Below are 12,505 nucleotides of genomic sequence, written 5' to 3'. Positions count from 1 at the left end.
TCTAATTATTTATTAGAGGATGTTTCTAACATCCTCTTTTTTAAATACAACAGTTAATGAAAGTTATTCAAAGTTTTTGGACCAAACCAGCGTATCACAATTCAGAAGACACTAATGCAAGATTTAATGGTGGATGGCCCAATCAAAAGCATGCCTTTTACAGTTTTGCACTAAGTGCATTGACCATCAATAAATTTTATACTAAAAATGAACTATATACCGATCAAAGAGGTAAAGAATTGTTTCAGGATTTTCTAGAACTTCCCTATTCTAAAATTCATACCCAATTGGATGCTCTTAATGATTACAATCCAAAATTATGGGCCATTGGTAAACTGGTAGCTTGTGCAGCTCAAAACGAACCTTTTATTCACCTTGACAATGATATTTTTATTTGGGATAAAATCTCGTATCAAATTGATGATTATGATATTATTGCACAAAATATAGAAGAAGACTTCCCTAACTACAGTAAAGCATTTGCATATATGCTGGCTAATTTTGATTGGATACCAGATGAGTTAACTTCAACATTTCACAAAAATCAAAAAATATTAGCTCATAATGCGGGACTAATTGGAGGAAAAAATCTTGATTTTTTTAAAGAACTTAAAGACAAAGCCTTCAATCTAATTAATACCAATACTGATCATCTAGAAAATCTTGATATTGGTATATTTAATACTATTTTCGAACAGCAGTTGGGTTATGCCCTAACAGAAAAAAACAACCTGAACGTACAATACTTATTTGATGAAGTCGCTGCAGATTTTGCAGAAATTATTGATTTTAGTTCTGTACCCATTTCATCTCAGTATATACACTGTATTGGGTATGCAAAAAAATCGATTTTTGCATGCGAACAAATAGAAGCTCGCTTAAGCTACCATTTCCCGGAGTATTATCAACACCTAAATACAAAAATAAAAAAGGAATACGGAGATCAATACCATGCAGGAAAAATTTCTAAAAAACGACTTCAATATCTACATAAATTTTATGATCTTGTCGAAAACACATCAATAGAGGAGCTTTGGGATATTAAGTTTAAAATCAATGAAAAATGTACTATCGATTTTAATTCTGATCCCATAACAGTAGAGTACACTATTCCTTACGATCAACGGTTGCACAAAAAAGAGTTAGAAGGCTGGGATTCTATTTTATTATACTTTTTAGAACCCGTATCCATGAAAGAATTGTATGATGAATTGTCTCAGGATGAAAATTTTATGAAACAATTTCAAAACGATTTATCAAAATTTAAAAATAAAATTATGTCCTTTGTACTAGAAAAAACATTACTTATAGAAATTTTGTATCCAGTAACACTAACATAATTTATGAAAGACTCTGTTGTTTATCTTCTTTACAAACTTCTAAGAAAAAACAAAATTACCGTAGATGAGGAAGAAGTAAAATTTCAATTATTAAGCCATCCTACCTACCCTAGCCTTCACTCTATAACGGGCGTATTAGATCATTTTAATATAGAAAATATTGCCGTACAGGCTCCTACCAATAACGAGACTTTATCACAATTAGAATCTTATTTTCTTGCACAAATCAAAAATGATACTGGTGAGCATTTTGTGCTTTTTATCAGAAAAAAGGATAAGATTAATCTTGTATTTAGTAGAGAATATACACAAGTGCTTACCGATGAAGAGTTTCTCAAAATCTGGACGGGGATTATCTTAGTTATTGATCCAAATGAAAATGAAGTTAGCACTACCGCAAAAAATAATGACACTAAGATAGGAGCAACAGTACTCACCTCTCTCCTATTCATTACTTTATTTTTTTTGTTTAAACCAAGTTTATCTGAGTTTTTACACTACAGTTTATCCATCATAGGCGCTGTATTTAGTGCTTTGATCATTTTAAAAGAATTGGGACTACAGTCGAATACTTTGGATCGATTTTGTTCTTCTGGGCAAAATAAGGTGGATTGTGATGCAGTACTAAACTCTAACGGTGCATCGTTATTAGGGATATTCAAATTGAGTGATGCAGGGATAGTATATTTTGTAAGTCTGGTTTTTTCAAGTTTCTTATTTCTGTTAAGCCAAAACAGTTTTGATCTTATTTATATTATTGGTCTATTAAGTATTCCATTTACGTTATATTCTATTGTTTATCAATATACTGTTGTAAAAAACTGGTGTACTCTATGCTTATTTGTTGTAGCCGTCCTTTGGCTTCAAATAATACCGATATATTTATCTGGTTTCAGTATACAGAATATATCATTTGATTTTTCGGCACTATCTCTATTGTTGTTTAGTTTTTCATTAGTATCTGTAGGGTGGTCGTATATTTTGCCTCTACTGAAAAAGGAAATAGAGCTAAAAACGTTAAAAATCGATCATTATAAATTCAAAAGAAATTTCACCCTATTTAATACATTATTATCAAAGTCTGAAGTTTCTCCCGTTGGAGTTATTGATCAAAATGAAATTATACTTGGTAATAAAACCGAAAAACCGAAACTAAGTATTACAGTGATCACAAATCCTTCATGTGGATATTGTAAAGAGGTGCATACACTTGTTGAGCAATTATTCCGCAAAAACATTGAAGAGATGCAAATAATTGTACGTTTTAATGTACCAACTATGGATAGAGATAATGATACCGCAAAGGTTACTGCTAGATTACTAGAAATATACACTGAGAAAGGTGAAGAAAAATGCCTGGAAGCCATGCATGATGTGTATCTAAATTTACAATTTAAGGATTGGCTCAAAAAATGGGGTCAAAATGAAAATGGAAACTATTTTAAAACTTTAGAAAATCAAAACAAATGGTGTATCAATCATAATAAAAACTTCACTCCTGAAATTCTAATAGATGGGAAATCATATCCAAAAGAGTATAATAGAAAAGAATTACTTTTCTTTGTAGAAGATCTTCTCGAATAAAAAGGATCAGTTTATCACATAAATCAGATTAATTATTGACGTTTAATGCCAAAATTTCCCTTTTACAAACAAACTGAAGCCAAAGATTGCGGACCAACTTGCATCAAGATTATCGCTAAGCACTATGGTAGAATTCTCAATACAGAAAAACTTAGAGCGCTAAGCGAAACAACTCGCGAAGGAAGTTCTCTCTTAGGATTGAGTGATGCAGTCGAACAAATTGGTTTTAGATCTCTGGGAGTTAAACTTTCATTAAAAAAATTAGAAGAAGTACCACTGCCATGTATTGTTCATTGGAACAAAATACACTATGTAGTTGTATATAAAGTCAAAACCAATCGAAAAGGAGAAAGCACAATTTTTGTTTCTGATCCTGCCCATGGTTTAATAACATATACTAAAGAAGAATTTATCAAAGCCTGGATAGGTAATAATGCCAATGAAAATACCGAAGAAGGTATTGCTTTATTAGTTGAACCTACTCCAAAATTTTATAATGACGATTTAGATGAAGAAGACGAAAAATTTGGATTTAAATTTATCTCTAAATATATCTTTAAATATAAAGCGTTTATACTTCAACTTATATTAGGTCTTGGAGCTGGTAGTTTATTGCAACTTATTACTCCATTTCTAACGCAAAGTATCGTTGATGTTGGTATCAAAAATCAAGATTTAAATTTTGTATACCTCGTACTAATTGCTATGCTTTCTTTATTTGTTGGTAGGACAGTAATTGATGTTTTGAGAAGTTGGATTCTTTTACATCTTAGTACACGTATAAACATTTCTCTTATTTCTGATTTCTTTATCAAACTAATGAACCTGCCAATCTCCTATTTCGATGTAAAAATGACAGGAGATCTTTTGCAAAGAATTAATGATCATAAACGTATTGAACAAATATTAACCATGTCTTCCTTGAGCGTTTTATTCTCTATGGTTAATCTAATTGTATTTAGTATTGTTTTGATTTATTATAGCATTCCTATTTTTGGTGTTTTTGCAGTTGGAAGTACTTTTTATTTTGCCTGGATATTGATTTTCTTCAAAAAACGAAAAAGACTCGATTATAAGCGATTTTCGCAAATTAGTGAAGAACAAAGCAAAGTTATTGAACTGGTAAATGGGATGCAGGAAATAAAACTTCATAATGCGGAAAAAAGAAAACGATGGAACTGGGAGTTTGTTCAGGCAAAACTGTTTCGAATATCTATAGAAAACTTAGCTCTCGAACAATATCAAAACGTAGGTTCTTCTTTTATAAATGAGCTTAAAAATATTTTTATCACTGTACTTTCTGCTAAACTTGTTATTGATGGAGATATTACCTTAGGTATGATGCTGGCAATTACCGCAATTGTAGGTCAATTAAATGCTCCTATTTCTCAATTAATTAATTTTTTAAGAGAGTTACAAGATGCCCAAATCTCTCTCGAGCGCTTAGGAGAAATACATAATAAAGAAGACGAAGAACAATTAGGAGTTGAAAAGATAAAAGAAATCCCTGAAAATTCTAATTTTAACATCAAAGATCTAAGTTTTAGATATGTTGGGTCAGACAAAAATGTGTTAGAAGATCTGAATCTTACAATACCAGCTAATAAGATTACAGCTGTAGTGGGAGTAAGTGGTAGTGGAAAAACTACTTTAATGAAACTTTTGCTTAAGTTTTACGAACCCAACGATGGTCAAATCTACATTGGTTCTCATGATCTTCAGAATGTTTCTCAAAAGGCCTGGAGAAATCATTTTGGAGTGGTAATGCAAGAAGGTTATGTTTTTAATGATACTATAGCGAATAATATTGCTGTAGGAGAAGATTATGTAGATAAGAAAAAGTTAGCGCATGCTGTTGATGTTGCTAATATCAAAGAATTTATAGAAACTCTTCCCTTATCTTATAACACCAAAATAGGGATGGAAGGTGTAGGATTAAGTACGGGTCAAAAGCAACGGTTATTTATTGCCAGAGCTGTCTATAAAAACCCTAAATTCTTATTTTTTGATGAAGCTACTTCTGCATTAGATGCCAACAATGAAAAGGTAATCATGGAAAAATTAGATACCTTTTTTAAAGACAAAACTGTAATGGTTATAGCTCACAGATTAAGTACTGTAAAAAATGCACACCAAATCGTTGTATTAGATAAGGGAAAGATTGTTGAAGTTGGCAATCATGAGGCTTTGATCAAGAAAAAAGGAAACTATTATAACTTAGTAAAAAACCAGCTAGAACTAGGTAAGTAAAGCTCAATTAAAATATTATGCCAGAAACTATTGATGACATACAGTTACGTAGTGAAGAAGTCCAAGAGATTTTGACAAGAGTTCCTAATTGGATGATACGATGGGGAAATTTATTGATCTTAATCTTAGTATTGTTACTATTGTTTCTTTCTTGGTTAATCAAATATCCAGATGTGATTCCTGCTGAAGCAATCATAACTACCCAGATTCCTCCTCAAAAGGAGTATGCCAAAGTAAGTGGGAAAATCGAATCTATCTTAGTTGAAGATAATCAAATTGTACCACAGAATACACCATTGGCTATTTTGCAGAGTTCTGCAAACTATAAAGATGTCTTTTTATTAAAATCTATTGTAGATACTATTAAAATAAACAACAAGTCTTTTACTTTCCCTTTAGAAGATTTACCTGTTTTATTTCTTGGCGATATTGAAACCAGTTTTGCTTTATTTGAAAATAGTTATTCTGAATACATTCTTAACAAAGAGTTGCAACCATTTTCTAATGAAGCTATAGCAAATCAAATATCACTATCAGAACTATATAGAAGACAGCAAAGCCTTATGGCTCAGAAAAAGCTTGGAAAAACTGAATTAGATTTTAAAAGAAAAGAACTACAACGTCAAAAAAACCTATTCGAAAAAGGAGTTATCTCCGCACAAGAATATGAAAGCAAGGAACTAGATTATCTTCAGGTTAAACGTAATTATGAAAATAATGATGTACAATTATCTCAGATAAAAGAAAATATTAGTAACGCTACTAAAACTTCAAAAGGTACAGAGATCAATAAAAGAAAAGAGGAAATCAACTTATTTAAAAAAGTATTACAATCTTTTGATCAATTAAAAAAGAGTATCAAAGACTGGGAGCTGCAATATGTGCTTCAATCTGATATCGAAGGCAGGGTTTCATTCCTTAATTTTTGGACTAAAAATCAAACCGTAACTCAAGGAGATCTTGTTTTTATTGTAATTCCATCGGAAGACTCTTCGTATGTAGCAAAAATAAAAGCCCCTTCACAAAACTCGGGAAAAATAAAAATAGGACAAGTTGCTAATATTAGATTAGAGAATTTTCCTGATGACGAGTTTGGAACGCTAAAAGGTAACGTAAAACACATATCGCTTTTACCCGATAAAAATGGATTGTATTTAATAGACGTTGAGCTCCCTAAAAAACTCATTACTACCTATAACAAAGAAATTCCTTTTAAACAGGAAATGAGAGGTGTAGTAGAGATTGTTACAGAAGATCTTAGACTAATGGAGCGCTTCTTTTATCAATTCAGAAAATTAGCAGATAAATAGTATACATTACCAATCAAAGAAATCAATACTGTGTTTCGTTTTTGCTCTTATTTGATGAACTACTATTAAGCAGCTTTGGGTAATGATATACAGAAAATACTCCCCGAACCCGGAGTGCTTTTCACTTCAATCTTACCTTGATTAAGCTCAATAAGTTCTTTACAAATTTTTAGTCCAAGACCTGTCCCTGATTCATTCTGAGTACCTGGTGTTGTATACGTATCCTCAGCAAATAATTTATGAATATGATTTGGATCTATCCCAATGCCAGTATCCTTAAAACAAATTTCAAAAAGGTCATCTTTCTCTTCAGAAAGTAATGCTATAGAATCGCCAGAATTACAAAACTTAATAGCATTTGCAATTAAATTTTGAGCAACAATAGCAAACATATCTTTATCTGCATAAATAATAGTAGGGTTTAAATTATTAATGAGTTTAATATTTTTTTTCTGTGCTTTCTGCTCAAAAAAAGTAAACTTATCACAAATAACTTCTGATATATCAAAAGTGGTAGGGTTTGCGTTTAACTCTTTTAATTGGGATTTTGACCAATTTAATAAATTATGCAAAAGTATAGAAGTTTGATGGGTTCCGCTTGCGAGTAAAGGAACGATTTCTTTAAATTCTTTTTCAGAAATAGAGTTTTCTTTAAGCAAATTAAGACTACCTTCTAGCCCGTTAATTTCATTTTTTAAATCATGCGCAATTATGGAGAATAATTTGTTTTTTACTTTATTAGAGTTATCCAACATGGTAATTAATCTCTTTCTTTCATTACGAGTTCTTATGATTAAAATTAAAAATGTAAGAATAACCAAAACGGCCACTATAGCTATATAGGCTATTAAACGAAACTGAAACAACTTGGCTTTTGTTTCACGCTCTCTCTCTTGTTGTGCTTCAATTAATTTTAATTGCTCTAATTCTGCCTCATATTGCGACTTAGTTTTTTCTACTTTTTTAGCCGTTATATCAGACATTCTTTCATCTAAAAGCTTTTGATATTTTTTTTGCCAATGTATGGCACTTAACAAATTACCTCTTGTAGAGTCTAATTTAAATGAGAACATGTAATTTTTCAATAGTAATGGCACAGCATTAACTTTACTAAATTCATCTCTCGATATTTTTAACAACTCTTCAGCTTTATTAAATTCTCTTTCTTTTAGGGCAATAATACCAAGCTGTTGTTTAGCATTAATAACTAACAATTTAAAATTGGTTTGGCTTGCTACACATAAAGTAGTGTCATAATATTTCTTTGCAGTTTGATAGTTTTCGTTATACAGTGCAACTTTGGCCATAATACTATAAGATTGGGCCGTATGTCTTATATCATTCTCTTGTTTATTAATCTTCAATGCTTCAGGCAACAAGCTTTTGGCTTTTGAAAGATTTCCATTTTCAGTATACAACAATGCTAAATTATTCATCACCAGCCCAAGGCCTTTTAGCTTTAATTGTCTCCTAAGCGTTATAGATTTTATGTAATATTCTTCAGACGAAGTTATATTTTTAAGTTCCTTATAGATTATTGCCAAATTATTATAAATACTGGATAACCCAATACTATCTTTGAGTTGCTCTCTATATAATTTGGCTTCTAAAAGATAGTCGGCTCCTTTTTCAAAGTTACCTTTACTTTGCTCAATAATAAACCTTTCATTACATACAATGGCCAACCCTTCAAGATAATCGATATCTTGAAAATACGATGTTGCTTTCAAGAAATTTTTATCAGACGCTATCGTATTATTCTGTTTATTACGAATCACGCCTTTTTCTTTATAAACCAGACCTAATCCTTTTTTGTATTTGATTGTGTTACCAATAGTAACAAGTTGATTAGATAATGTTTGGGCCCGGTCTAATTGTTCTTCTGCAATAAGTTCTCTTAAATCACGGACTGCATTATCAAAACTCAAAGAATCTTTTAATGTTTTAATCTTCGAAAGATCAACTCCAGACACCTGATTTTGCGAGAACATTGAGAAACTCATCAGAAGCAAGGTTAAATACGTTAAGACTATATTATTCATTTCATTTATTTTGGGGGATAAATATGATAAAAAGCATATTTACACCACAAAATACACAAAATTTTACTTTTAATATTATTTAATAGTATTTTTCTTACAATTTTTTATGGTAAAACCACAAATCAATGCTATACAAATAAGCCTTTCCTATACAGAAAGGCCTATGATAACAAATTAAGTCTTTTTATAATTTTTTGCGGTTAAGAATTTTCTTCTTGTGAATTACTCACGCTTTTTGAAGCAATCCAATCTTCAACCAACTCTTTAAGGATATTAAGAGGCACCGCTCCATTAGTTAATACAACATCATGAAACTCTCTAATATCAAACCGATCCCCAAGTTTTTTTCTTGCATCTTCTCGTAACTCCAGAATTTTATTCATTCCTATCTTATAAGCAGTAGCTTGGCTTGGCATTACGATATGACGTTCTACCATCTTTATAGCATCGCTTTCTGCATTAGGAGTATTATCTGTATAATACTTAATCCCCTCTTCTCTGCTCCACTTTTTGACATGTATCCCAGTATCAACAACTAGCCTGCAAGCTCTCCAAAGTTCCATGGCCAGTCTTCCAAAATCAGAATATGGATCACCGTACATTCCTATTTCTTTAGGTAAATACTCATTATATAGCCCCCAACCTTCTACATAAGCTGTATATCTTCCATATTTTCTAAACTTTGGAATATCTTGTAGCTCTTGTGAAATTGAAATCTGCATATGGTGTCCAGGAATACCTTCATGATACGCTAATGCTTCCATTTGATAGATTGGCATAGCTTCCATATCATATAAGTTAGCATAGTAGGTTCCTGGTCTTGTGCCATCTGGCGTACCCATTTGATAAAATGCCTTTCCAGCACTTTTTTCTCTAAAAGCCTCGACAGCTTTAACTACAATATCTGCTTTAGGTTTTGTAACAAATAATTCGTCCAATCGAGATTTCATGGTATCGATCAATCCAACTGCCTGTTCCATATATGCCTTTCTACCCTCATCAGTGTCTGGAAAATAGAATTTCTTATCTTCTTTCATATACTTAAAAAAGTCTTGTAACGTACCTTCATATTTTACTTGCTTCATAATATCTCTCATCTCATTATGAATACGTTCAACTTCTTTTAGACCAAGATCATGAATTTGATCTGCTGTCATGTCTGTTGTTGTGGTACGCTTAAGTGCATTGTTATAAAAAGCATCTCCTTTCGGAAATTTCCAGCAACCATCTTCTGTAGTAGCTCTTTGTTGCTGCCCTTCTAATAACACGATAAGATTCTCAAATGCCGGTTTTACACCTTCTAATAAGGCTTTTTCTGCTTTGGCATACAATTCATTTTTTTCTTCGGCAGAAAGCTCCAGCGGTTCTACTTTTCTTTTAAAATCGGCAAGGAGCGTACTCTCTTCATTAGATTTATCAAAAGGTTTTCCAATAATAATGTTACGACTATCATCTAAAACTTTAGCAAATACAAATTTAGGCGGTAGAACTCCGTTTTTTTCTCTAATTTTTAAGTTTTCAACGACCTGTCCAAATAAGGTATTCATTCCGTTTAACCTTGAAATGTAAGCTAAGGCATCATTTTTATCTTTAATCCTATGCATGTTTATTAAAAAAGCAGGGATTTCTGCTTGCATTCCATGCATTTGATTTATGGGATAATCATAAAATCGATATTGGTAATCCTCGATTGTGTTTTCAAGATCCTGTTTCATAAGCTTAAAGCTTAATGCGGTTGCTTCGTTTAGTTTAGAAACATCAACAGAGTCTTTGAGATAAGCAAGACGTTCTTTTGCTCGCTCATGATCTTCTGCTATTTTTTTTGATGATACATCATCCCATTTTCCATAATCATCAGTTTTAATACCGAGATACGTTTGTGTCATTGGCGATTTTGTAACATTTTCCTGAAATTGTGCTTCAAACCAATCATTTAAGTTCTTAGAATGTTGTTCTATAACATCAACAGAAACAGCATTGCCTTTTTCTGATTCTTTGATTTCCTGCTTACAATTCGAAAATATGAAAAGAAAGGAAAGAAGTAATGCCGTATTTTTCATTGTGTTCATCTTACTGATTTTATATGGGTTAGTACGCTATTCTATTTCAATATCATAACTTCTATTTCAGAATCGTGATATATTTTATGGGTTTGTTTTACGAAATCAGATGCACCAGCTTTGAAAATATTGTCAACATAGGTCTGAGGGTTTAAATCGATTAAGGGAAACCATGTGCTTTGTATCTGAATTTGAATTTTGTGCCCTTTTTTGAAAGTATGGTGTACATCCTGTAGCTTAAGATTTACATCTGTCTTTTTATTAGGTGTAAAAGGTTCTGGTTTGCCAAAACTATTTCTATATCTTCCTCGCATGACTTCGCTACGCACCATCATGTGGTAGTTAGACATCTTTAAATATTCTTGTGTGTCTTTAGTGTCTTTAGTATCATTTGGGTATACATCTACTAACTTTACAACCCAATCTGCATCTGTACCTGTTGTTGCAACGTTTAATTTTGCTAACACTTCTCCCGATAGCGTTATATCTTCCGTAAGTACTGAAGTTTCAAATACCAATACATCTGGACGGCGCGCTGCAAACCTTTGATCATCGGTCATATATTTTCTTGGTGTAAATACCATTTTAATATCTTCAGAATATGGAACAGGTTTTTTTGGATCACTTATGAATTCAGAAAAACCACCACTCATTTTCTCCGATAACTGTTCATTTGATGTTAGGTAATACGTTTTCTTTTCAACATTTTTGGGTGGCCAACTATCAAAAGAGTTCCATTCTTTTTTCCCTGTATCAAAAATCTGAATTTCGGGTAAGCCAGAATTATCATCAGCTTCACCCTTTAAAAAATGATTAAAAAATTTAGTCTCAATATTCTTTTGAAAATTAAAAGAAAGATCATCGCCAAAATGCACATTACCTATGGTTTGTCTTTTCTTTGTTCTTGCCCAATCACCATGGCTCCATGGGCCAAAAACCATAATATTATAGTTCTTACTTTTATTTTCTATATTTTCATAGGTTTCAAAAGGACCATATAAATCTTCTGCATCAAAGAGCCCTCCTACAACCATAACGGCTGGTTTAATATCTTTTAGGTGTTGAATAATTCCTCTTTTCTGCCAAAAATCATCATAATCCGGATGCTCCTTAAGTTGTGTCCAAAATACATTATCCTCTTTATAATATTTATCCAAATTACTTAAAGGTCCTGCATCAAGAAAAAATTGATATTGATCTTCGCTTTTCAAATCGGGAAAGGTATACCATGCTTCTGCTGTAGGTTTTGTCTTTTCATAGCCAAAAACAGCAGTAGCTCTCCAATAACTTAACAAATATGCTCCATTATGATGAAAATCATCAAAATAAAAATCTCCAATACATGCTTGCGGAGATACAGCTTTAAGGGCCGGGTGCGCATCTAATAAAGAATAAGTAGCATAGAATCCTGGATACGAAATACCCCAAACCCCAACTTTTCCATTAGTATTGGCTACATTTTTGATTAACCAGTCGATGGTATCATACGTATCACTGGCTTCATCAAATTGTTTGCCTTTTTTATTAGGAATATAGGCTCGCATATTGTCATAAACTCCTTCACTCATCCACCTACCTCTAACATCCTGATATACGATTATATTACCTTCTTTCATCAAAAACTCATTGGGACCTATCTTAGATCTAAACTGATCATCACCATATGGTCTTGAGCTATAAGGAGTTCTCTGCATAAGAATAGGATACTTTTTTGAAGTATCTTTTGGAGAATAAATAGTGGTATGTAGTTTAATACCATCTCGCATTACAATATCAACTTCTTGCTTAGTATAATGATCTTTAACGACATAAACATCGGAATCTTGAGAAGATCCATATAGAAAACATAGGAAGAAAAAAAATCTTAGTGCTATAAATTTGATGAATTGCATTAGTGAAAATTTAGTTTTGGCTGAAGA

7 protein-coding genes are annotated in these 12,505 nt (G+C 31.9%); 4 read left to right on the top strand and 3 right to left on the bottom strand.

Features of this window, described 5'->3' with window-relative positions; genetic code table 11:
* Positions 1-56 precede the first annotated feature (56 nt).
* Genes JJQ60_RS03695 through JJQ60_RS03680 form a run of 4 tightly spaced genes read left to right on the top strand, consistent with a single transcriptional unit; the run spans position 57 to position 6,484 of the window.
* Positions 57-1,340, top strand: a complete 1,284-nt coding sequence (locus JJQ60_RS03695) for a DUF6734 family protein (RefSeq protein ID WP_201916741.1) — start codon at positions 57-59, stop codon at positions 1,338-1,340.
* A 3-nt stretch (positions 1,341-1,343) separates the two neighbouring features.
* On the top strand, positions 1,344-2,924 hold the full coding sequence (locus tag JJQ60_RS03690) for a vitamin K epoxide reductase family protein (protein ID WP_201916739.1): 1,581 nt from the start codon (positions 1,344-1,346) through the stop codon (positions 2,922-2,924).
* A gap of 45 nt (positions 2,925-2,969) precedes the next feature.
* Positions 2,970-5,174, top strand: coding sequence for a peptidase domain-containing ABC transporter (locus JJQ60_RS03685; RefSeq protein ID WP_201916737.1), 2,205 nt, complete (start codon positions 2,970-2,972; stop codon positions 5,172-5,174).
* 17 nt (positions 5,175-5,191) lie between these two features.
* Entirely contained in the window at positions 5,192-6,484 is a 1,293-nt protein-coding gene (locus JJQ60_RS03680) for an HlyD family secretion protein (protein ID WP_201916731.1), read from the top strand.
* A gap of 65 nt (positions 6,485-6,549) precedes the next feature.
* Here JJQ60_RS03680 and JJQ60_RS03675 read toward each other — a convergent pair whose 3' ends face one another.
* The 3 genes from JJQ60_RS03675 to JJQ60_RS03665 form a co-directional block, all read right to left on the bottom strand.
* Positions 6,550-8,526, bottom strand: coding sequence for an ATP-binding protein (locus tag JJQ60_RS03675; protein ID WP_201916729.1), 1,977 nt, complete (start codon positions 8,524-8,526; stop codon positions 6,550-6,552).
* Positions 8,527-8,726: 200 nt separating this feature from the next.
* The gene (locus tag JJQ60_RS03670; protein ID WP_394369531.1) at positions 8,727-10,595 is read right to left on the bottom strand and encodes a DUF885 domain-containing protein; all 1,869 of its coding nucleotides are present in this window, start codon (positions 10,593-10,595) and stop codon (positions 8,727-8,729) included.
* 32 nt (positions 10,596-10,627) lie between these two features.
* Positions 10,628-12,478, bottom strand: a complete 1,851-nt coding sequence (locus tag JJQ60_RS03665; RefSeq protein ID WP_201916727.1) for a CocE/NonD family hydrolase — start codon at positions 12,476-12,478, stop codon at positions 10,628-10,630.
* Between the last annotated feature and the right edge of the window lie 27 nt (positions 12,479-12,505).

This window comes from Aquimarina mytili (assembly GCF_016735115.1).
Classification (GTDB): domain Bacteria; phylum Bacteroidota; class Bacteroidia; order Flavobacteriales; family Flavobacteriaceae; genus Aquimarina; species Aquimarina mytili.
Note: the sequence above shows the minus strand (reverse complement) of the source record. Positions and strands in the feature narration are given on the sequence as shown.

Coding starts and splice junctions, on each gene's coding strand:
- JJQ60_RS03665 (WP_201916727.1), bottom strand. CDS start 12,478: ATGCAATTCATCAAATTTATAGCACTAAGATTTTTTTTCTTCCTATGT.
- JJQ60_RS03695 (WP_201916741.1), top strand. CDS start 57: ATGAAAGTTATTCAAAGTTTTTGGACCAAACCAGCGTATCACAATTCA.
- JJQ60_RS03685 (WP_201916737.1), top strand. CDS start 2,970: ATGCCAAAATTTCCCTTTTACAAACAAACTGAAGCCAAAGATTGCGGA.
- JJQ60_RS03670 (WP_394369531.1), bottom strand. CDS start 10,595: ATGAACACAATGAAAAATACGGCATTACTTCTTTCCTTTCTTTTCATA.
- JJQ60_RS03680 (WP_201916731.1), top strand. CDS start 5,192: ATGCCAGAAACTATTGATGACATACAGTTACGTAGTGAAGAAGTCCAA.
- JJQ60_RS03690 (WP_201916739.1), top strand. CDS start 1,344: ATGAAAGACTCTGTTGTTTATCTTCTTTACAAACTTCTAAGAAAAAAC.
- JJQ60_RS03675 (WP_201916729.1), bottom strand. CDS start 8,526: ATGAATAATATAGTCTTAACGTATTTAACCTTGCTTCTGATGAGTTTC.